Raw genomic sequence first — 20,815 nt, 5'->3', positions numbered from 1 at the left:
TTGTTATAAGTCATCTAAGAAAGCAAGTCGGGCAGATAAAAATGAGAATTATTTTTATCTGCATGTTTTTTATCGGCACAGTTTTTTATCAGTACAGTTTTTTTATCGGCATAGCTTTTTATAGACATAGCTTTTATAGGTATGGTTTGCTGCAAAGTGCTTATGGGATGTTGTGGTATAAAAACCAAAACACTCATTCGCAAGGTCATTTCCGTAAGTGCAAGGGGTTAGTCAATGAAGAAGATTCTTAGTACGCTGTTCTTGGTAGGAATTGTGGCATTTATTGCAGGCTGTGATGATGCTTCCAAAAAAGCGGAGGATTCAACCCATCAAACCGAAGATAGTGCATCTCAAATGAAAACGGATACTGAGCAGAAAAACTCAGAAATGACGGACAATGAAAAAGAAAAATCACAGGACATGAAAGACAATGCTGCGGGTGGAGAGCGTGAATCGGTAGATAAATCCAAGGAAAAACAGGGTAATATAAACCATTCCACTCATGATGCGGTAAGTCAAACGCAGTCTTCCAAGACGGGTGATGTTACAAAATCTCTAAATGACGCAGCGGATAAGATGACAGCCAAAGCGGGGGAGATACAACAACAGGCCACGGATAAAATTAATCAGTTTGCAGATGCAGTAAAGTCGAAGACGAAAGAAATAAAATCGGATGCCGATAAAAAGACGGATGATTTAATCAACAGTCTTAAAGGTGATAATAGCAAAAAAGAGGAAGGTTAATTCAACGTATCAGAATTTATCATTCTGATAATTTATTCATATAGGAAGGGTGATCTGAACATGATCACCCTTTTTTTCAGGAACTCTCTGATGATGTGTTTACTGGCGATTTGCGTACCGGGGCACCATTGGCGACATAATATTTTGCCTGACTGCGGGGCAGAGGGGGATGTCCCCGGATTTTATCGGCAATTTTCTCTGCCATCATGATAGTGGTGGCATTCAAATTACCGGTAATAATTTCCGGCATTATAGACGCATCAATGACACGCAGGTTTTCAACACCATGCACTCGCCCTTGACTATCAACAACAGCCATTTCATCAAATCCCATTTTACAACTACAGGATGGATGAAACGCTGTTTCGGCACGCTCCCGAATAAAGGCATCCAACTGCTCATCTGTCTGGATACCAGATCCGGGGCTTATTTCCTGGCCACAATAAGGAGCAAGTGCGGGTTGTGCCATAATTTCCCGTGTAATGCGAATGGCATCGCGGAATTCCTGCCAGTCCTGTTCTGTAGACATATAGTTGAACAAAATGCTTGGATGCTGGTGTGGGTCACGTGACTTGATTTTCACACGCCCCCGACTTGGGGAACGCATCGAACCGACGTGAGCCTGAAAGCCGTGTTTATTGACTGCATTACTGCCATTGTAGTTAATGGCAACGGGTAAGAAGTGATACTGAATATTGGGCCAGGCAAATTTTTCACTGGTGCGGATAAAACCACCGGCTTCAAAATGATTACTGGCACCAATACCAGTGCCTTTAAATAACCATTCAGCCCCAATCATTGGTTGGTTATACCATTTCAAAGAAGGATAGAGAGAAACAGGTTCGAGGCACTCATATTGCAGGTACATTTCAAGATGATCCTGAAGATTTTGCCCTACACCGGGCAAAATATGTATCGCAGGAATACCAAATTCATGCAATACATCTTCAGGGCCAATGCCTGAACGCTGCAAAATCTGCGGGGAAGCGATGGCTCCGGCACAGAGCAAAACTTCTTTGCGTGCTTTGGCCTGCGTCAGTGTTGAACTATTACCTTGGTAGAAATCGACACCAACGGCAGTTTTACCCTTAAATTTGATGGTGTCTGTTAGTGCATGAGTCATAATGGCTAGGTTAGATCTAGATTTGGCTTGATCCAGATAACCGCGAGCAGTGCTGGAGCGACGGCCTTTTGGTGTGACAGTACGATCCATCGGGCCAAAGCCTTCTTGCTGGTAGCCATTCAGGTCGTCAGTACTTGGATAGCCAGCCTGAATACCGGCTTCTACCATCGCATGAAAAAGCTCATTATTATCGGCCTTGGGTGTGGTAACACTGACAGGGCCATCGCCGCCATGGTAGTCATTCGGGCCAATATCCCGTGACTCTGCTTTACGGAAATAAGGCAGGCAATCGAGATACCCCCAATCTTCCAGACCGGGTTGTTTTGCCCAATTATCAAAGTCCATCGCATTGCCACGGATATAGCACATGCCATTGATCAATGACGATCCCCCTACTCCCTTACCCCGTCCACATTCCATACGACGGTTATTCATGTAGGGTTCGGGATCGGTTTCATACGCCCAGTTGTAACGGGTTCCCTGCAAGGGATATGCCAGCGCTGCTGGCATTTGAGTACGAAAGTCGAATCGGTAATCTGGCCCACCTGCTTCCAGCAACAGGACAGTAACATTCGGATCTTCCGTTAAACGAGTTGCAAGCACATTACCCGCTGAACCAGCACCGATAATAATGTAGTCAAATGCCATTGTTATCTCCTCTGTTTCAGTCGTGGGTTAAAATAGGGATTCGAAATTTCCTAGTTCAACCTGTATTGATTTAATCTGTGTATAGTGTTGTAGAGTAACCAGCCCATTTTCGCGTCCGACACCAGAATGTTTGTAGCCACCGACTGGCATAACTGCCGGTGATTCTCCCCATGTGTTGATCCAACAAATCCCGGCTTCTAATTGGTGGATAACACGGTGAGCACGGGATAAATCTTTCGTCACTACTCCTGCGGCAAGGCCATAATCTGTGTTATTAGCGCGAGCAATGACCTCATCTTCTGTTTCGTAGGTCAGAATACACATTACCGGGCCGAAAATTTCTTCCTGGGTAATCAGCATGTCATCGGTACAGTCGGTAAATACGGTTGGTGCAATAAATGCCCCTTTCGCCAGATCACCGTCCATTAAGCGTTTACCACCATATAGCAAACGGGCACCTGAATTTTTGCCGCTTTCTATGTAGCGTAAGACAGATTCCATATGCTGGAAGCTTACCAATGGGCCAAAATTGGTATTCGGATCAAGCGGTGAGCCAATGCGGATCCGTTTGATACGCTCCATGATTTTATTTTCAAAATGGGGAGCCAGTGCCTTCGGGATAAAAACGCGTGTACCGTTGGTACAGACCTGACCTGAACTGAAAAAGTTTGCCATCATGGCGATATCGGCAGCCCGATCCAGATTGGCATCATCGAAAATGATCAACGGAGATTTACCACCCAGTTCCATTGTGACTTCTTTCAATGTTGAGCCGGATGCGTTAGCCATCACTTTCTTGCCGGTGACAATACCGCCGGTAAAAGACATTTTGGCGATTTTCGGATGGACAGCCAGATAATGGCCCACTTCATGCCCCATGCCTGTCAGGACGTTAAATACGCCATCAGGTAAACCCGCTTCAGTATAAATTTCAGCGAGCTTCAGGGCGGTGAGGGAAGTCACTTCACTGGGTTTGAAAATCATGGCATTACCAGCCGCCAGCGCTGGTGCTGATTTCCACAAGGCAATTTGGATTGGATAGTTCCATGCCCCAATGCCTGCCACGACGCCTAGTGGTTCACGACGCGTATAGATGAAAGAGGATTCACGCAATGGAATTTGCTGGCCTTCAATCGCAGGGATCAGACCGGCATAATATTCCATAACGTCGGCACCGGTAAGGATATCAATTAGTTGAGTTTCGGAGAGCGGTTTGCCGGTATCCAGTGTTTCCAGTTCGGACAATTCATCATTGCGCTCACGGAGAATATCTGCTGCTTTAAGTAAGATCCGTGAACGCTCTACCGCAGTCATTGCTGCCCAGATTTTTTGTCCTTTTTGGGCACTTTCCACAGCCAGCTCAACATCTTGTTCAGTTGCAGCCTGCAATTGAGCAATGACTTCACCATTGGCTGGATTGATTGCATCAAAAGTGTTTCTATCAGGGTTGGCACTATCAACATAAGCACCGTGGATATAAAGCTTCTGTAAACCAAAACGGGTCATAGAGTCTCCTTAGATCAGAATTCAGGGTACACAGGTTATCTGAGTTTCTGCTCGATATAATCGATGGTGATAGTGAAGGCACTTTCTATATCAAAGGGCTTGCTGCTCAAGGCACTTCTCAGCCAGATACCGTCAATCAGAGCTGCCAGCCCTTGTGCTGCCAGTTGCGCTTCTCTTTTGGGTAGAGTCCTTCTGAATTCAACACAGATATTGGAATATAAGCGACGTTCGTTCACTTGTTGTAATCGGTACAAATTGGGCTGGTGCATGCTGCTGGCCCAAAAAGCCAGCCAGGTTTTCATGGCTGCATTATTGATTTGACTGGCGTCAAAATTTCCTTCAACGATGGCTGTTAGCCTTTGAGCCGGAGTAGCATTGTTGAGTAGCCTTAACCGTCGTGCTACAGCCATTTTGAGTTGATACAATAGATGCCGCATAGCTGCTTCAAGTAATCTGTTCTTATCTTTGAAATAGTGACTGATAATACCGTTAGAAACCCCGGCTTTTCTGGCTATCTGCGCAATACTTGCTTCCTGCATTCCAACTTCATTGATGACCGCTAATGTTGCATCAATGAGTTGTTGTTTTCTTATCGACTGTATTCCAATTTTGGGCATGACCTTACGCTCAGAAAATCAATGATCCGGCGCTATTAAACTTTTTTTTAATTGAATGTTCAATCAAAATTAAATATGTTTTATTACAATATTTTTACAAAATGGAATTGGAACTATTGAGAGTTAGTTTATTTTTTATTTATTATTCATATGGTTATTTTCATTATTCTTTTTCGTTTTTTCTTTTCATTAATTTCAGGAACTGCCTATGAACACACAAGACAGTCCAAAAAACACTCAGAAGGATACACTGAACTCTGTCGTTTTTTTTATCTCAGCAGTGTTAATTATTGTCTTTTCTCTTTTCACGTTTTTCTTTACGGATGCAACGAGTATCTGGATAAAAAGTACGCTGAACTGGGTATCTAAAACATTTGGCTGGTACTACCTGCTGGCTGCAACGCTTTATATTGTCTTTGTCATATTTGTTGCATCTTCCCGTTTTGGTTCTATCAAACTAGGGCCGGAACAATCTAAGCCTGAGTTCAGTTTGCTCAGTTGGGCGGCAATGTTGTTTGCTGCCGGGATAGGTATTGATTTGATGTTTTTCTCAGTAGCTGAACCGGTTACGCAATATATGCGTCCACCTACGGGGGAAGGAGAAACGATTGAAGCAGCTCGTCAGGCGATGGTGTGGACATTGTTCCACTATGGCCTGACGGGCTGGTCTATGTATGCTCTGATGGGGATTGCTCTGGGCTATTTCAGTTATCGTTACAACTTGCCATTAACTATCCGTTCAGCGCTCTATCCTATTTTTGGCAATCGTATCAAAGGGCCTATCGGTCATACCGTGGATATCGCTGCGGTAATAGGCACGATTTTCGGTATCGCAACTACATTGGGAATCGGTGTGGTGCAGCTAAATTACGGTTTGAAAGTGCTTTTCGGGCTGCCACAGGGCTTGGGCGTTCAGGGGGGATTAATACTGCTGTCGGTGATAGTAGCAACGGTATCTGTCACCTCTGGTGTGAACAAAGGCATTCGATTTTTGTCCGAATTGAATGTGTTACTGGCATTAGGGTTGATTCTATTTATCTTGTTTGTAGGGGATACAGAATTTTTGCTTAATGGACTGGTGCAGAATGTTGGTGATTACATCAGCCGTTTTATGAGCATGACACTCAATAGTTTCGCATTTGAACGTCCGACCGAATGGATGAATAACTGGACACTATTTTTCTGGGCATGGTGGGTTGCCTGGTCACCGTTTGTTGGATTATTCCTTGCGCGTATTTCCCGTGGCCGAACGATCCGCCAGTTTGTAATGGGAACCCTGGTTATTCCATTTGTTTTTACGCTGCTTTGGTTATCGATTTTTGGTAACAGTGCGTTATATGAAATTCTTCACGGTAATCGGCAATTAGCTGAAACAGTATTGCTCCATCCGGAGCAAGGTTTTTATAACCTTCTGGCACTTTATCCGGCTTTTACTTTTAGTGCTTCCGTTGCCACTATCACCGGGCTGTTATTTTATGTCACATCGGCCGATTCGGGATCGTTGGTTTTAGGCAATTTCACATCTAACCTCAGTGATATTAATAATGACGCACCAAACTGGCTGCGGATATTCTGGTCTGTGGCAATTGGTGTACTGACATTGGGCATATTGATGACGGATGGTATCTCTGCTTTACAAAACACCACAGTAATTATGGGATTACCGTTTAGTTTTGTGATCTTCTTTATTATGGCGGGATTGTATAAATCATTGCGAGTGGAAGACTTCCGTAAGGCCAGTGCATTGCAGAATACATCCCCAACATTGGTGCATGACAATGGTTCTTTGAACTGGAAGCAGCGCCTGAGTCGTATGATGCATTTTCCGGGAACGAAAAGTACCCAACGTATGTTGGATATGGTATGTCGTCCTGCGATGCAGGAAGTTGCAAAAGAGTTGGAATTACGCGGTGCGAAAGTGCAATTTAGCACACTGCCTTCGGAGGAGGATAAGCGCCTTAGCCCGCTTGAACTGATTGTTGATTTGGGGGAAGAACAGAATTTTATTTATCAGGTATGGCCGCAACGCTATTCCGTGCCCGGATTTACTTATCGTGCGAGATTGGGTAAGTCTTATTACTTCCGGTTGGAAACCTTTCTGATGGAAGGTACGCAGGGTAATGATTTAATGGGCTACACAAAAGAACAAATAATCAGCGATATTCTTGATCACTATGAAAAACATCTGAATTTTATTCATTTGAACCGTGAAGCTCCAGGACAGACTTTGATTTTCCCAAGTGGGGTATAAACCGGAAACGGTCTGTAATATGTCATTGCAGACCGTCTTGTTGGAAAAATAATCTAATTCCTGATTAGTTAATTTTTAGAATAAAAGACCTCTGGAAGAGAGATAATAAGAGTGAAATGCAGGTTGATATTTGCTTGTATGATAAAAATGGTTAAAAAAAGTAGCGCGTTATGATTTTTAACTGTATGTTTATACAGTTTCTTTGTCGTGGAGAGATCAGATGCGCAAGATTATTCATATTGATATGGACTGCTTTTTTGCTGCTATTGAAATGCGGGATAATCCATCACTTCGCGATATTCCTATTGCTGTTGGTGGCAGCGCTGACAGGCGAGGTGTTATCAGTACAGCCAATTATCCTGCCCGCCGTTTCGGCGTACACAGCGCTATGTCTACCTCAATGGCATTGAAACTTTGTCCTCAATTGAAAGTGATTTCAGGACGAATGATGTTCTATAAAGAAGTTTCTCAACATATCCGCCAAATTTTTTCCCGTTATACCGAACTGATTGAACCACTTTCTCTGGATGAGGCTTATCTGGATGTAACGGATTGCCAATATTGTCATGGCTCCGCTACGTTAATTGCTAAAGAGATTCGTCAGGTAATTTTTAAGGAGTTGCAACTAACTGCTTCGGCAGGTGTTGCACCCGTTAAATTTCTGGCCAAAATTGCATCAGATATTAATAAACCCAATGGTCAATATGTGATTGTTCCTGAACAAGTTGAAGAGTTTGTACAATCTTTACCATTACACAAAATTCCTGGCGTGGGGAAAGTAACTGCTAATCGATTATCAGATATGGGTTTGGAAACCTGTGTGGATGTGCAACGCTATGACAAGTTAGAGTTAATAAAAAAATTGGGGAAATTTGGCTTGGCACTTTGGCAGCGTTGTCATGGTATTGATGAGCGTTTAATCAAGCCTGAGCGCTTACGTAAGTCTGTTGGTGTAGAAAAAACACTGGCGCAGGATATTCATGATTGGCGTGATTGTGCCGAATTGGTTGAATATCTTTACCCTGAACTGGAAAAGCGGTTGGGAAAGGTCAAGCCCGATCTCCGTATTGCTCGTCAGGGCATTAAATTAAAATTTGATGATTTTCAACTGACGACACAGGAACATGTTCATCCTCTATTAGATAAACAGGATCTGCTTCGGATAGCCAGACAGGCTTGGGAAATTCGCAGAGAAGGCCGGGGTGTTCGGTTAGTTGGCCTGCATGTGACATTACAGAATCCACAACTGGAACGGCAGTTATTGTTGGAATGGTAATGTTGTCTGTTATGGGGAAAGCGTGTAAGAAAGAATATTCCCCTGCTTATGAGCAGGGGAATGTGCCGATATTACTCTTTTACCGGAATTGATTTCAGAATGGCAGTCAGCAATTGCCAATACTGACCAACACTCTTAATGTGAACTCTTTCATCAGGTGAATGCGCGCCACGAATGGTTGGGCCAATGGAGACCATATCCATATCTGGATATGGTTTTTTAAACAACCCACATTCCAGACCTGCGTGGATCACCATAATATTCGGAGTGTTGTCGAACAGTTGGTGATAAGTTTCGCGGACTAAATGCATAACCGGAGAATTAGCATCCGGCTGCCAGCCCGGATAACCACCACTTGCTGTTGTTTCTGCGCCGGACAGTTTTGCCAGAGAATTCAGCATTCCGACAACATAAGCTTTACCACTTTCAATTAATGAACGGATCAGACAGATAATTTCCACTTTGTCTGCTTCCATATTAACAACACCTACGTTCAGGGATGTTTCTACGACACCTTTAGCGACATCGCTCATACGGATAACACCGTTAGGCATGGTGTTTAACATAGAGATAAAACGAGACTGGCAATCTGCTGTCAATGCTGGTGATGAAGTTTCAATTTCGTCTAATAAGAGAGTCAAATTCGCTTCAGCAACCGCATATTCATTTTTCAATGTTTCCAGATAATTATTTTTTAACTGATGTAGCTTTTGGCACTGTTCTACTGGCACGGCAATGATAGTAGAGCCTTCACGAGGAATAGCATTGCGCAGTGTCCCTCCCTGAAAATGAATCAATTTCAGGTCAAGTTCTTCTGTATATGTAGCGAGGAAACGAGCCAGTAATTTGTTAGCGTTACCTAATCCTAAGTGGATATCACCACCGGAATGACCGCCTTTTAAGCCTTTCAGCGTTAGTTGCAGAGTTTGATAGTTTGCTGGCAGAGACTCGCGGGAGAGTGTTATCGTTGAGACAAAATCAATACCACCCGCACAACCCATATAGATTTCGCCTTCTTCTTCTGAATCAGTATTTATCAGAATATCAGCTTGTAACCAGCCGGGTTGAAGGCCGAATGCACCATCCATACCTGCTTCTTCAGTCATGGTCAGTAAAACTTCCAGCGGGCCGTGTTTGACAGATTCATCTGCTAGCACTGCCAAGGCGGAAGCCATACCAATACCATTATCTGCCCCTAATGTTGTACCTTCAGCCGTTATCCAGTCACCGTCAATGTAAGGACGGATAGGATCTTTCGTAAAATTGTGTTGTGTATCATTATTTTTTTGAGGAACCATATCAAGATGAGCTTGAAGTACAACCGTCTTGCGGTTTTCCATGCCTTTTGTGGCCGGTTTTCTGATCAGGATATTACCGACTTCATCGCGCTCAACATGGAAATTTCTGTTTTTGGCCCATTCAACGATGTGAGTGGCCAGTTCTTCTTCATGATAGGATGGGTGTGGGATGGAGCAAATTTTAGCAAAAATATCCCATAATGGCTGAGGGGATAGTGTTGATAATTCGGACACGTCAGATCTCCTATAACTGCATCTTGATGAAATGGGAAGTATATAATGTTTGACATATCGGGGGCTTTTATCATCTTGAGCTGCCCAGTGTCTATGCTCTTGCCTGAGAATACCATTTTCTTGTAAATAATGCGCAATCAGGATCAGGATGTTCCCTTGTTTTTGCTGGTTTTTGCTCGCCTAAATCACTATAATCTCGCGCAACCTTTATTCCGCAACAAACTCTTTTCTGAGATTTTCTTAGTTTCCAGGATCAAATTTTATGAGCGAAAAATATGTCGTAACGTGGGATATGTTGCAAATACATGCCCGTAAACTGGCACAACGTTTACTTCCCGTAGAGCAGTGGAAAGGCATTATTGCTGTAAGTCGTGGCGGGCTTGTACCTGGAGCATTATTGGCTCGTGAACTGGGGATCCGTCATGTGGATACAGTTTGTATTTCCAGCTATGACCATGATAATCAGTGTGAGTTAAAGGTATTGAAAAAAGCTGAAGGGAATGGGGAAGGCTTTATCATCGTTGATGATTTGGTTGATACCGGAGGCACTGCTCAGGTACTCCGTGAGATGTATCCAAAAGCGCACTTTGTGACGATTTTTGCTAAACCTGCTGGCCGTCCGTTAGTGGATGATTATGTAGTTGATGTTCCTCAAAACATATGGATTGAACAGCCGTGGGATATGGGCGTGATGTTTATTCCACCTATTTGTGAATAATAATTATACTATACCCCTCGTCTTTCAAGTTGCCCTTTAATTGGTTGCGCTACTCTTCATAGCTACCCCAGTCATATAGTTGTCTATGCATCTGGGGATTTTTCTCTTGCTACTGCAATGCAATTCGAAATCTATTGGGTACTTTTATAATAAGCAGTGATAAATTTCTTTTGCCATGACTAAACAGAACCTCTCAGAATCGCTGTTTAAACCTCAGGTTAAACATCCGGAAACTTCCACACTGGTAAAATACGTTTGTCCACAAGCGACTAACATCAGTAATAAAATGCTCAGTGGAGAGCGCCAGGAACGCTGGTATCGCATGATTAATTGGCTCGCTTGGATCTGGAGGGGGATAAATCCGCTGGAAATTCAAGATGTTCTCAGCAGGATTGCAGTGACAAATGCTGAACGCAGTCATGACCATTTATTGGACACAGTGGTTGGCTATCGTAAAGGGAATTGGGCATTTGAATGGTCACAACAGGCAATGTTCTGGCAGCAGAAAGCACAGCATGCTGAACAGGGATCCAAAACCAGTGAATGTTGGTTAAAAGCCTCAATGTTATACAGCATTGCCGCTTATCCCCATCTGCGTGGTGACGAGTTGGCAGATCAGGCTGTTTCCCTAGCTAATAAAGCTTATGAAAATGCAGCACATTTCTCCGATTATCAATTGAAAAAACTGAAATTTCGGTTAGAAGAAGGTAAAACTGTTACTGGTTTACTGCATATTCCTTCAGGTGTTCAGGGGCCGTGTCCGACAATACTCGTTTGTGCCAGTCTTGATAGTCTGCAAAGTGATTGTTGGCGATTGTTTCGGGAACATTTCTCACCGTTAGGTTTTGCAATGTTGACGGTAGATATGCCTTCTGTAGGTTATTCAGCCAAGTTTACATTGACACAGGATACCTGCGCTCTTCATCAACAAGTATTGCAACAATTAAAAACTGTTCCGTGGATTGACCATACAAGAGTGGGTATTTTTGGTTTTCGTTTTGGTGCCAATATTGCTGTTCGTCTTGCATATCTGGAACCTCATCTTATTAAGGGAGTGGCTGTGGTCAGCCCGGTTGTTCATGAACTACTGCATGGTGAGAAGTTGCAGCAGAAAATTCCGTCAATGTACAAAGATGTAATTGCCAGTCGTCTGGGCATTTACCATGTTGATGAGGCTGCTCTGCGTTCAGAACTGAGCTGTTATTCCTTGAAAAATCAAGGACTACTGGGGCGTCGCTGTTCTGTGCCAATGTTTTCGGTATATTGGAAAGATGATATTTTCAGCCCAAGAGAAGACTCAAAACTTATTGCTAGATCATCAATGGATGGCTCCTTATTGGCAATTCCGTCAACGCCTGTCTACAGTGGTTTCAGTAGGGCATTACACGAATCAAGTGTATGGTTGAAAGATAAAGTTGACTAAACTTAAATTTAATAGTTGAAATTTTTTAATCATTTGATACAAATGTGCTTCTGTTTATAAAGGAGACCTTTGTATGACTGTACCCGCAAGTTATTCCAGAAATAAGTTGTTAAAGAGTTTTTCTGCATTAGGGCCCTACTTACGCGAATTAAAATGCCAAAATCACTACTTCTTTTTTGATTGTCTGGCTGTTTGCGTGAGTGCAAAAGCAGCCCCAGAAAAACGAGAGTTTTGGGGATGGTGGTTAGAATTGGAATTACAGGAAAAAGGGTTTGTTTATAACTATCAGATAGGTCTGTTTGATAAACATGGTGAGTGGCAACCAATGAGTATCAAAAAAGAAGTTGATCTTAAGCATCTTGAATCAACATTGCAGGCGTTTCACAAACGTCTGTCCAATTCTCTTGATACCTTCAAACTGACGCTGATCCCATCCGGCAACACTGTCACTCCTCAGGTTTAAATTTTGGCATGAATTTTTTTTGAATTTTGCGTTATGCCAGTTGGCATGACGCTTCTCTCCTGCTAAAACTGAGCTCTGTTTTTTAAATTTACTGTGTCTTATTTATTTTTCAAATGAATGGTAATGGCAGGAATATGATGAATGACAGTCAAACATTGGTTGTGAAACTGGGGACGAGTGTACTGACTGGTGGTTCCCGTCGTTTAAATCGTGCTCATATGGTGGAGTTGGTTCGGCAATGCGCGCAGCAACATGAAAAAGGTCACCGTATCATTATTGTGACTTCCGGTGCAATTGCAGCGGGTCGGGAACATCTTGGTTATCCGGAACTGCCGGCGACAATTGCTTCAAAACAGTTGTTTGCTGCTGTAGGGCAAAGCCGGTTGATCCAATTATGGGAGCAGCTTTTCTCCATTTATGGTATTCATGTCGGCCAAATGTTGTTAACACGGGCAGATCTGGAAGATCGTGAACGTTTCCTGAATGCAAGGGATACACTTCATGCACTACTTGATAACCAGATTATCCCTATTATTAATGAGAATGATGCAGTTGCAACAGCAGAGATAAAAGTGGGTGATAATGATAACCTTTCTGCTTTGGCGGCAATTCTGGGCAGTGCGGATAAATTGTTGCTTCTGACAGACATGGAAGGGTTATATACTGCCGATCCCCGTAATAATCCTGACGCGGAACTCATTCGTGAAGTGCATGATATCAGTGATGAACTCAAAATGATGGCCGGGGACAGCGTTTCAGGTCTTGGAACCGGTGGTATGGCAACAAAACTTCAGGCCGCAGGTGTTGCAGGGCGTGCCGGAATTGATGTGATTATTGCTGCGGGTAATAGAGCTAATGTCGTTGCTGATGTGATTGAGGACAAATCGGTTGGTACACGTTTCCATGGCTTGACCAGTCCGATGGAAAATCGTAAGCGCTGGATCTTCGGTGCACCTTCTGCGGGAGAAATCATCGTTGATGATGGCGCAGAATCTGCCATTCTTGAGAAAGGCAGCTCTTTACTGCCGAAAGGGATCAGACGTGTTGCAGGTGATTTTTCCCGTGGTGAAGTTGTCCGCATCTGTAGCTTATCCGGCAAGAAGTTAGCCCATGGTGTATGCCGTTACAACAGTGACGCTTTACGCCTGATTGCAGGTCACCATTCACAGAAAATCTGCCAGATATTGGGTTATGAGTATGGTGCAGTTGCTGTGCACCGTGATGATATGATCGTAAGTTAAGGATTCCACCATGCTAGAGCAGATGGGAAAAGCAGCCAAATCAGCATCATGGCAACTGGCTCAATTGAGCACCAGTCAGAAAAATCAGGCGTTGAGTCATATTGCTGATTTACTTGAACAGGAAACAGAAGAGATCCTTGCTGCTAATCAGCAGGATATGGAACAAGCCCGTCAACAGGGTATGAATGAGGCATTACTTGATCGGTTATTGCTGACTCCTGAACGGTTGAAAACAATTGCTAATGATGTGCGTCAGGTTTGTCGCTTGGCTGATCCTGTGGGGCAGGTGATGGATGGACAACTGCTGGATAATGGGTTGCAACTGAGCCGCTGCCGTGTCCCTCTTGGCGTAATTGGCGTAATTTATGAAGCTCGTCCCAATGTCACTATTGATGTGGCATCATTATGCCTGAAAACAGGGAATGCAGTGATACTACGTGGTGGTAAGGAAACCCATCATACCAATCAGGCAATGGTTAAAGTGATCCAACAAGCATTGGAACAAAGTGGTTTAACTGCCACTGCTGTACAGGCGATTAATAAACCTGATCGTGAACTGGTTGCCGAATTATTGAAAATGGATCGCTATATTGACATGCTGATCCCGCGAGGTGGTGCTGGGTTGCATAAACTTTGCCGAGAACAGTCCACTATTCCGGTTATCACTGGAGGAATAGGTGTTTGTCACACGTTTGTCGATGAACATGTGAATTTCGAAAAAGCATTGGACGTTATCACCAATGCAAAAGTTCAACGCCCAAGTGCCTGTAATGCTTTGGAAACTCTGCTGGTGCATGAGAAGATAGCTGCTGACTTTCTGCCGGCATTAAGTGTCAGAATGAAAGAGCAGGGAGTAACACTGCATGCAGGGACGTCGGCTATGGCGTTACTGAAAGATGGCCCGGCAAAAGTTGTTGAAGTGACAGAAGAAGACTATTGCGATGAATGGCTGTCATTGGATATGAATGTAGAAATTGTCAGCGATATTGATAAAGCTATTGAACATATCCGTACTCATGGTACAGCCCATTCGGATGCTATTTTGACAGAATCTTTACAGCATGCAGACTATTTTATTCGTCATGTAGACTCTTCGGCTGTATATGTAAATGCCAGTACACGTTTTACTGATGGCGGTCAGTTTGGTTTAGGGGCAGAGGTTGCTGTCAGTACCCAGAAACTACACTCCAGAGGTCCAATGGGACTGGATGCATTGACAACTTATAAATGGATTGGTTACGGAGATTACCTTACCCGTCGTTAATGGCAATATTCTGTTTTAGTAATTTTTAAATCAGAACAAGCCACACTTACCATTAAGTGTGGCTTTTAGTGTGATAAAAATAGTGCGGTAAAAATATATTTTTTACATCAGTGTAAATATTTGGTTACTATACTTTGTATTCAACTTTAATGGCTCAGACCTTCAGGAAAAACAATACAATGAAGCAAACTCTATTTATCGTAGGTGCACGTGGTGCAGGGAAGACGACAATAGGTAATTTGTTGGCTGAAGTGTTAGCGTATAAATTTGTTGACACCGATGAAAATATTCAGATTTCATGCGGGATGACTATTGCTGACCTCGTTGAGCAACGTGGTTGGGACTATTTTAGGAAGTTGGAAAGCCAAACATTGAAAGCTGTTAGCCAGAAAAACCGGGTCATTTCTACAGGCGGTGGAATGGTATTGGCAGCCGAAAATCGGCAATATATGCGGCAAAATGGCATTGTGATTTATCTGCAAGCCCCGGCAGAAGTTCTGATAGAGCGGTTGTCTCATAATCCAGAAAATTCACAGCGCCCCAGTCTGACCGGGAAGTCTATAACAGAAGAAATAGCCGGAGTGTTGGCAGAAAGAGAACCATTATATCGTGAATGTGCACATTTTATCGTCGATGCTACCCTATCAATAGAAAATACCGTTCTTGATATAAAAAGTTATATTTTGAGGCAATAGAAACAGATAATTTGATATATTTTTTTATTTTTACGTTTATTTTTTATATGAGTAATAAATTCTATATCTCAGATCATTTATACCTCTTATAGTATCGCTCTATTTATTACTCACTTTAATTTTATTTAATTATATTGAGATATGGATATGCTCTTAAAGTTTCTGCGATTACTTGTGCGTGTGCTCTTTAGAGTTACAGTAGAAGGTGATGACAAGCATCTCAAACACCCCAAATGTATTATTACTCCCAATCATATTTCCTTTTTGGATGGTCTTTTGGTTGGGCTTTTTCTGCCAGTGAAACCCGTATTTGCCATTTATTCTAATATTGCGACACGGAGCTTTCTCAAATTTATTAAACCCTATGCGGATGTTGTGCCTCTGGATCCAACGAACTCAATGGCAATCAGGACACTAGTTAAAGAGATCGATAATGGGCGGCCTATCGTGATTTTCCCTGAAGGCCGGATCACAGTAACGGGCTCTTTGATGAAAGTTTATGATGGTGCAGCGTTCATTGCAGCCAAGTCAGATGCCAAAATTGTGCCTATCCGTATTGATGGTGCAGAACAAAGTATCTTCGGGCGTCTGAAAGGCGTTATGAAACTTCATTGGTTTCCTAAAATTACCATCAAGATTTTACCTGCCATGGATTTTCCGATGCCTGATGCACCGGATTCGTCAACGCGTCGTCGTTTGGCGGGAGAAAAACTGCATGCTGTCATGATGGATGTGAGAATGCAGACACGTCCGAAAGAGACGTTATTCAGTGCTTATCTTACAGCTCAAAAGCGTTTTGGTCGTTTTAAACCCTGTATTGAAGATGCTGCACTGAAAGAAGATAGTTATCACACATTATTGAAAAAAATATTGGGAGTCAGTCGGATCTTAGAACGTTTTACTCAGGAAAATGAAAGAATAGGATTTTTGCTGCCTAATGTCACTGTTATGGTGGCTGTTATATACGGTGCATCGCTGAGAGGGCGGGTTCCTGCCTTGTTGAACTATACGGCGGGAAGTAGTGGTATTAAAAATGCCATACAAGCGGCGACAATCAAAACCATTGTGACTTCTCGCCAATTTCTGGAAAAAGGGCAGTTAACCTATTTGCCTGAGCAGGTAACAGAAGCGAATTGGGTCTATATTGAAGATCTGAAAGATACCATTACACGGGACGATAAGTTGTGGATATTTTGGCATTTAATTTTCCCGACTAAAGCTATTCTGCCTTCACAGAAACCAGAAGATGATGCGCTGATCCTGTTTACTTCAGGTTCTGAAGGTGTGCCAAAAGGGGTTGTGCATAGTCATGCCAGTTTATTGGCTAACGTTGAGCAAATTAAAACAATTGCAGACTTTACTCCACAGGATCGTTTCATGTCATCTTTGCCCCTGTTTCATGCCTTTGGGCTGACAGTCGGGTTATTTACCCCTTTGATGACGGGAAGCCGTGTATTCCTTTACCCAAATCCACTGCATTATCGTGTTGTTCCTGAAGTAGTCTATGACCAAAACTGTACTGTCTTGTTTGGAACCTCAACTTTTCTGGGTAACTATGCCCGTTTTGCCCACCCTTATGATTTTACCCGCTTGCGTTATGTGGTTGCAGGTGCAGAAAAATTGTCAGAAAACACCAAACGTGTTTGGCAGGATAAATTTGGTATCCGTATTCTGGAAGGTTACGGCGTGACAGAATGCGCTCCCGTTGTGTCAATTAATGTCCCGATGGCTGCCAAAGTAGGTACAGTTGGACGGATTTTGCCGGGTATGGAAGCGCGCTTACTGCCTGTACCGGGCATTGAATATGGCGGCCGTTTGCAATTACGTGGCCCGAATATCATGAAAGGTTATCTGCGGGTTGAGGCTCCAGATCGTCTTGAGCCACCTGCCGCAGAAGATATTGAAGGGGATCTACAGCTTGGTTGGTATGATACAGGTGATATTGTCTCTATTGATGAAGAGAGTTTTTGTACGATTAAAGGGCGCGTGAAGCGTTTTGCTAAATTGGCAGGTGAAATGATTTCTCTTGAAGCTGTGGAGCAAATTGCTTCAAGGATCTCACCGGATGCTCTGCATGCAGCAACGGCAAGAAGTGATCACAGTAAAGGTGAAGCTCTGGTGCTGTTCACGACAGATACGGTTCTGAACAGAAATGCGATGTTAGTTGTTGCACGCGAAATTGGAATGCCTGAACTGGCAGTTCCACGCGATATTCGCTATGTGCAGCAATTACCTTTATTTGTTAGTGGCAAACCTGATTTTGTCACATTAAGAGAAATGGCAGAGCAGGAGTAAGGAAATGAATGGGACTATGGAGACACAACCATTGTTAAGTCGAGGAATGAAGGCAGTTTTATTATCCCAGTTTCTGTCTGCTTTTGCTGATAATGCACTATTCTTCGCTATATTAGCTCAATTGAAGGCTGAGTCTTATCCGGGATGGAGTCTGCCAGCCCTACAAATTGTTTTCGTGTTGACTTATATTGTGCTTGCCCCCTTTGTGGGGCAAATTGCTGATCGGTTTCCGAAAGGCCGGGTTATGCTCTTTTCCAATGGCATCAAATTACTGGGTGCTGTCAGTATCTGCATTGATATGAACCCTTTTTGGGGATATACCCTTGTGGGAATTGGAGCAGCAGCTTATTCACCTGCCAAATATGGGATCTTGGGCGAATTGACTGATGGCGGGCGTTTGGTCAAAGCTAATGGCATGATGGAAGCATCAACAATTGCAGCGATTCTGATTGGTTCTGTAGCAGGTGGCTTTCTCTCTGATTTCAGTCTGTTTCTTGCATTAGGGCTATGCGCCTTTATGTATGGTGCGGCTGTGGTAGCCAATTTCTATATTCCTCGCTTGGCGGCAGCCCGTCAGGGGAAAGGTTGGGATCCCAAAGCAATGCTGGTGGATTTTATCGCTGTTACTTCTGCCCTTTGGCGAAATCCAGAAACCCGTTTCTCTTTAGTTGGAACTAGTCTGTTCTGGGGGGCTGGTGTTACTCTTCGCTTTTTGTTGGTTGCATGGGTCCCTATCGTTCTGGGAATTGAAGGTAATACAACGCCAACCTTGATGAATGCAGTCGTTGCAATTGGTATTATTGTGGGAGCAGGTTTGGCTGCAAGGTTTATTACATTGAAAACTGTGCGTCGCTGTATGCCTGCCGGAATTCTGATCGGTGTTATTGTTATCATTTTTGCCATTCAACAATCGATATGGAATTCATACTTAATCCTGATTACGCTTGGGGTGCTTGGTGGTCTTTTCGTCGTGCCATTGAATGCGTTGTTGCAGGAACATGGGAAGCATGAGATGGGAGCCGGTAAAGCTGTTGCGGTACAGAATCTTGGCGAAAACAGCGCAATGCTGATTATGCTAGGGCTGTACTTAATTTCCATCATGTCAGGAATGTCCGTCATTGCTATAGGTATTGGTTTTGGTATCTTACTTTCTTTGGCAATCGGTGGGTTGTGGATTTGGGATCTGCTTCGGAAAAATTAATTTCTTATAGCGTTAAAGGCGTACTATGGGTGAAAAAATCCTGAATCAGCTTAGTATTGAACTTGGGAAAAGGTTACGCCAGAAGCAGTTATCCATAACCTGTGCAGAATCCTGCACAGGGGGATGGATCACTAAGACGATCACAGATATTGCTGGCAGTTCAGCCTATTTTAATCGTGGTTTCGTGACTTATAGTAATGATGCCAAGCATGAAATGCTGGGAGTATCGCAGATGTCGCTGACTCAGTTTGGCGCAGTCAGTGAGCAGGTTGTTAAAGAAATGGCTTCAGGAGCGTTGGAAGTCGCTAAAGCGGATTTTGCTATTTCAGTCAGTGGCATAGCAGGGCCAGAAGGTGGCAGCGAAGAGAAACCAATAGGTACAGTTTATTTTGGGTTTGCTACCCGTGATGGTGAAAATATATACACGAAGTCATATCGTCGGCTTTTTACTGGTGATCGTTACTCTGTACGGCTCCAGTCAGCTATTTTTTCTTTAAAAACATTGCTGGAAGAAATCATAAAAAATTAACTTGATGCTGTATGATTATACAGTATAATTGGTTTCAGCACTTTGATTATATAAATGTGGTATCAGAAACAGTTTATCAGCAGTGGGGCAGCCCCTACACTTCATTGCTTACGAAGGAGTAAACATGGCTAACGATGAAAACAAACAAAAAGCACTAGCAGCGGCACTGGGTCAAATTGAAAAACAATTTGGCAAAGGTTCTATCATGCGTTTGGGCGAAAATCGCTCAATGGATGTTGAAACCATTTCTACTGGTTCACTGTCACTGGATATTGCTTTAGGTGCAGGCGGTTTGCCAATGGGGCGTATTGTTGAAATATACGGGCCTGAATCTTCTGGTAAAACAACGCTAACCCTTCAGGTTATTGCCGCAGCTCAGCGTGAAGGCAGAACATGTGCTTTTATTGATGCCGAGCATGCCCTTGATCCGGTTTATGCCAAAAAATTGGGTGTGGATATTGATAACTTACTGTGTTCTCAGCCTGATACTGGTGAACAAGCGTTAGAAATCTGTGATGCTTTGTCACGTTCTGGTGCCGTTGATGTTATTGTGGTTGACTCTGTTGCTGCGTTGACACCAAAAGCAGAAATCGAAGGTGAAATCGGTGATTCACATATGGGGCTGGCGGCTCGTATGATGAGCCAAGCTATGCGTAAGCTGGCAGGAAACCTGAAAAACTCCAATACATTGTTGATCTTTATTAACCAGATCCGTATGAAAATTGGTGTGATGTTTGGTAATCCAGAAACCACAACCGGTGGTAACGCACTCAAATTCTATGCATCTGTTCGTCTGGACATCCGTCGTACTGGCTCTGTGAAAAACAGCGATGAGGTTGTCGGTAGCGAAACTCGTGTGAAGGTAGTCAAGAACAAAGTTGCAGCGCCTTTTAAACAAGCTGAATTCCAAATCCTGTATGGTGAAGGCATTAATACTTATGGTGAACTTATCGACCTGGGTGTTAAACACAAAATGGTGGAAAAAGCGGGTGCATGGTACAGCTATAACGGCGACAAAATTGGTCAGGGTAAAGCTAATGCCACAATTTACCTGAAAGAGCATCTAGAAGTTGCGTCTGAACTGGATAAAAAACTGCGTGAATTGCTGTTGAATAATGCAGGTGGATTCAGTAGCGCTGCTTCTGATTATACTACTGATTATGAAGACAACGTCGAAGAAGTGAATAACGAAGAGTTCTAATCACTTTTCACTTTGTGATCACAAATTGTTTCCGTCAAAAACCACACCCAATTTGGGTGTGGTTTTTGCTTTTATGTAGGAATAAATA

Annotated in this window: 18 protein-coding genes; 13 read left to right on the top strand and 5 right to left on the bottom strand. The window is 43.3% G+C overall.

The annotated features are described in order from the left end of the window. Positions 1–14: 14 nt before the first annotated feature. Positions 15–197: a hypothetical protein gene (locus tag HGO23_RS14170; RefSeq protein WP_099134399.1), complete on the bottom strand. Its 183-nt coding sequence runs from the start codon at positions 195–197 to the stop codon at positions 15–17. A 37-nt stretch (positions 198–234) separates the two neighbouring features. Between HGO23_RS14170 and HGO23_RS14165 the strand changes: the two genes are divergently transcribed. Further along, entirely contained in the window at positions 235–744 is a 510-nt protein-coding gene (locus HGO23_RS14165) for a YtxH domain-containing protein (protein ID WP_209027036.1), read from the top strand. A 76-nt stretch (positions 745–820) separates the two neighbouring features. On the opposite strand, the gene betA is transcribed toward HGO23_RS14165, so the two are convergent. Genes betA through betI form a run of 3 tightly spaced genes read right to left on the bottom strand, consistent with a single transcriptional unit; the run spans position 821 to position 4,638 of the window. Continuing rightward, on the bottom strand, positions 821–2,515 hold the full coding sequence (betA, locus tag HGO23_RS14160; protein ID WP_099134397.1) for a choline dehydrogenase: 1,695 nt from the start codon (positions 2,513–2,515) through the stop codon (positions 821–823). Between the two features lie 27 nt (positions 2,516–2,542). Next, the gene (betB, locus tag HGO23_RS14155) at positions 2,543–4,021 is read right to left on the bottom strand and encodes a betaine-aldehyde dehydrogenase (RefSeq protein ID WP_099134396.1); all 1,479 of its coding nucleotides are present in this window, start codon (positions 4,019–4,021) and stop codon (positions 2,543–2,545) included. A 35-nt stretch (positions 4,022–4,056) separates the two neighbouring features. Continuing rightward, complete coding sequence (gene betI, locus HGO23_RS14150) at positions 4,057–4,638, bottom strand: transcriptional regulator BetI (RefSeq protein WP_099134395.1); 582 nt, start codon at positions 4,636–4,638, stop codon at positions 4,057–4,059. 208 nt (positions 4,639–4,846) lie between these two features. Between betI and HGO23_RS14145 the strand changes: the two genes are divergently transcribed. Together HGO23_RS14145 and dinB are read left to right on the top strand one after the other, a co-directional pair. Further along, on the top strand, positions 4,847–6,889 hold the full coding sequence (locus HGO23_RS14145; RefSeq protein ID WP_209027035.1) for a choline transporter: 2,043 nt from the start codon (positions 4,847–4,849) through the stop codon (positions 6,887–6,889). 220 nt (positions 6,890–7,109) lie between these two features. Then, complete coding sequence (gene dinB, locus HGO23_RS14140) at positions 7,110–8,165, top strand: DNA polymerase IV (RefSeq protein ID WP_209027034.1); 1,056 nt, start codon at positions 7,110–7,112, stop codon at positions 8,163–8,165. A gap of 71 nt (positions 8,166–8,236) precedes the next feature. Here the strand turns inward: dinB and pepD are convergent, their stop codons facing one another. After that, on the bottom strand, positions 8,237–9,697 hold the full coding sequence (gene pepD, locus HGO23_RS14135; RefSeq protein ID WP_099134392.1) for a beta-Ala-His dipeptidase: 1,461 nt from the start codon (positions 9,695–9,697) through the stop codon (positions 8,237–8,239). 262 nt (positions 9,698–9,959) lie between these two features. Here pepD and gpt point away from each other — a divergent pair, with 262 nt between their 5' ends. The 10 genes from gpt to recA all read left to right on the top strand — a co-directional run bounded on the left by gpt (position 9,960) and on the right by recA (position 20,727). Then, complete coding sequence (gpt, locus tag HGO23_RS14130; protein WP_099134391.1) at positions 9,960–10,415, top strand: xanthine phosphoribosyltransferase; 456 nt, start codon at positions 9,960–9,962, stop codon at positions 10,413–10,415. A 175-nt stretch (positions 10,416–10,590) separates the two neighbouring features. After that, entirely contained in the window at positions 10,591–11,838 is a 1,248-nt protein-coding gene (gene frsA, locus HGO23_RS14125; RefSeq protein ID WP_099134390.1) for an esterase FrsA, read from the top strand. Positions 11,839–11,911: 73 nt separating this feature from the next. Further along, positions 11,912–12,301 carry a sigma factor-binding protein Crl gene (crl, locus tag HGO23_RS14120; RefSeq protein ID WP_099134389.1) on the top strand — a complete coding sequence of 130 codons (390 nt, stop codon included), beginning with the start codon at positions 11,912–11,914 and terminating at the stop codon, positions 12,299–12,301. A 137-nt stretch (positions 12,302–12,438) separates the two neighbouring features. Further along, positions 12,439–13,542 carry a glutamate 5-kinase gene (gene proB, locus HGO23_RS14115; protein WP_099134388.1) on the top strand — a complete coding sequence of 368 codons (1,104 nt, stop codon included), beginning with the start codon at positions 12,439–12,441 and terminating at the stop codon, positions 13,540–13,542. Positions 13,543–13,552: 10 nt separating this feature from the next. Next, entirely contained in the window at positions 13,553–14,806 is a 1,254-nt protein-coding gene (proA, locus tag HGO23_RS14110; RefSeq protein ID WP_209027033.1) for a glutamate-5-semialdehyde dehydrogenase, read from the top strand. 179 nt (positions 14,807–14,985) lie between these two features. Beyond that, positions 14,986–15,501 (top strand): shikimate kinase AroL, encoded by a 516-nt coding sequence (aroL, locus tag HGO23_RS14105; RefSeq protein WP_099134386.1) that lies wholly within the window; start codon positions 14,986–14,988, stop codon positions 15,499–15,501. Positions 15,502–15,648: 147 nt separating this feature from the next. After that, positions 15,649–17,796, top strand: coding sequence for a bifunctional acyl-ACP--phospholipid O-acyltransferase/long-chain-fatty-acid--ACP ligase (aas, locus tag HGO23_RS14100; RefSeq protein WP_099134385.1), 2,148 nt, complete (start codon positions 15,649–15,651; stop codon positions 17,794–17,796). Between the two features lie 4 nt (positions 17,797–17,800). Beyond that, the gene (lplT, locus tag HGO23_RS14095; protein ID WP_209027032.1) at positions 17,801–18,997 is read left to right on the top strand and encodes a lysophospholipid transporter LplT; all 1,197 of its coding nucleotides are present in this window, start codon (positions 17,801–17,803) and stop codon (positions 18,995–18,997) included. A 25-nt stretch (positions 18,998–19,022) separates the two neighbouring features. Further along, complete coding sequence (gene pncC / locus HGO23_RS14090; protein WP_209027031.1) at positions 19,023–19,526, top strand: nicotinamide-nucleotide amidase; 504 nt, start codon at positions 19,023–19,025, stop codon at positions 19,524–19,526. 124 nt (positions 19,527–19,650) lie between these two features. Next, complete coding sequence (gene recA, locus HGO23_RS14085; RefSeq protein WP_099134382.1) at positions 19,651–20,727, top strand: recombinase RecA; 1,077 nt, start codon at positions 19,651–19,653, stop codon at positions 20,725–20,727. The last annotated feature ends 88 nt before the right edge of the window (positions 20,728–20,815 follow it).

This window comes from Xenorhabdus budapestensis (genome assembly GCF_017743015.1).
Classification (GTDB): Bacteria; Pseudomonadota; Gammaproteobacteria; order Enterobacterales; family Enterobacteriaceae; genus Xenorhabdus; species Xenorhabdus budapestensis.
Note: the sequence above shows the minus strand (reverse complement) of the source record. Positions and strands in the feature narration are given on the sequence as shown.

What these genes read in the sequence shown, in the direction of transcription:
- HGO23_RS14170 (WP_099134399.1), bottom strand. Translation starts at nt 197, where the DNA reads ATGAGTGTTTTGGTTTTTATACCACAACATCCCATAAGCACTTTGCAG.
- HGO23_RS14165 (WP_209027036.1), top strand. Translation starts at nt 235, where the DNA reads ATGAAGAAGATTCTTAGTACGCTGTTCTTGGTAGGAATTGTGGCATTT.
- betA (WP_099134397.1), bottom strand. Translation starts at nt 2,515, where the DNA reads ATGGCATTTGACTACATTATTATCGGTGCTGGTTCAGCGGGTAATGTG.
- betB (WP_099134396.1), bottom strand. Translation starts at nt 4,021, where the DNA reads ATGACCCGTTTTGGTTTACAGAAGCTTTATATCCACGGTGCTTATGTT.
- betI (WP_099134395.1), bottom strand. Translation starts at nt 4,638, where the DNA reads ATGCCCAAAATTGGAATACAGTCGATAAGAAAACAACAACTCATTGAT.
- HGO23_RS14145 (WP_209027035.1), top strand. Translation starts at nt 4,847, where the DNA reads ATGAACACACAAGACAGTCCAAAAAACACTCAGAAGGATACACTGAAC.
- dinB (WP_209027034.1), top strand. Translation starts at nt 7,110, where the DNA reads ATGCGCAAGATTATTCATATTGATATGGACTGCTTTTTTGCTGCTATT.
- gpt (WP_099134391.1), top strand. Translation starts at nt 9,960, where the DNA reads ATGAGCGAAAAATATGTCGTAACGTGGGATATGTTGCAAATACATGCC.
- frsA (WP_099134390.1), top strand. Translation starts at nt 10,591, where the DNA reads ATGACTAAACAGAACCTCTCAGAATCGCTGTTTAAACCTCAGGTTAAA.
- crl (WP_099134389.1), top strand. Translation starts at nt 11,912, where the DNA reads ATGACTGTACCCGCAAGTTATTCCAGAAATAAGTTGTTAAAGAGTTTT.
- proB (WP_099134388.1), top strand. Translation starts at nt 12,439, where the DNA reads ATGAATGACAGTCAAACATTGGTTGTGAAACTGGGGACGAGTGTACTG.
- proA (WP_209027033.1), top strand. Translation starts at nt 13,553, where the DNA reads ATGCTAGAGCAGATGGGAAAAGCAGCCAAATCAGCATCATGGCAACTG.
- aroL (WP_099134386.1), top strand. Translation starts at nt 14,986, where the DNA reads ATGAAGCAAACTCTATTTATCGTAGGTGCACGTGGTGCAGGGAAGACG.
- aas (WP_099134385.1), top strand. Translation starts at nt 15,649, where the DNA reads ATGCTCTTAAAGTTTCTGCGATTACTTGTGCGTGTGCTCTTTAGAGTT.
- lplT (WP_209027032.1), top strand. Translation starts at nt 17,801, where the DNA reads ATGAATGGGACTATGGAGACACAACCATTGTTAAGTCGAGGAATGAAG.
- pncC (WP_209027031.1), top strand. Translation starts at nt 19,023, where the DNA reads ATGGGTGAAAAAATCCTGAATCAGCTTAGTATTGAACTTGGGAAAAGG.
- recA (WP_099134382.1), top strand. Translation starts at nt 19,651, where the DNA reads ATGGCTAACGATGAAAACAAACAAAAAGCACTAGCAGCGGCACTGGGT.